Annotated in this window: 1 pseudogene; it reads right to left on the bottom strand. The window is 37.2% G+C overall.

Annotated features, from left to right (window positions below):
- A pseudogene (locus tag AD60_RS10010) lies at positions 1-253 on the bottom strand (ATPase); the annotation flags it as partial.

The following is a 253-nucleotide window of genomic DNA, read 5'->3' as shown; positions in this document are numbered from 1 at the left end:
ATAACGGGTGGTTCCAGTACTACACTCCAAACATATTCCATGTTATATAAAAAATCAGCATTGGCTATTTTAGCTTCTGGTTTAGGTTTAGGACGATCAACTATAAATCCTGCTTGAACTCCACCGAGAAGTTGCCTCAGCACTTTTACTCTTCTGGCTGAAATGTTGACAAGAATTTGTCTATATAATCCCAAGACTAAGCTTTTTAGATCAGAGTTGTTCTTGACTAAGGATATTTGCTTATGAATCCTCG

The sequence above is a fragment of the Petrotoga sp. SL27 genome (genome assembly GCF_002924605.1).
GTDB classification, from domain to species: Bacteria; Thermotogota; Thermotogae; order Petrotogales; family Petrotogaceae; genus Petrotoga; species Petrotoga sibirica.
This window is presented reverse-complemented; position numbering and strand designations above follow the sequence as displayed.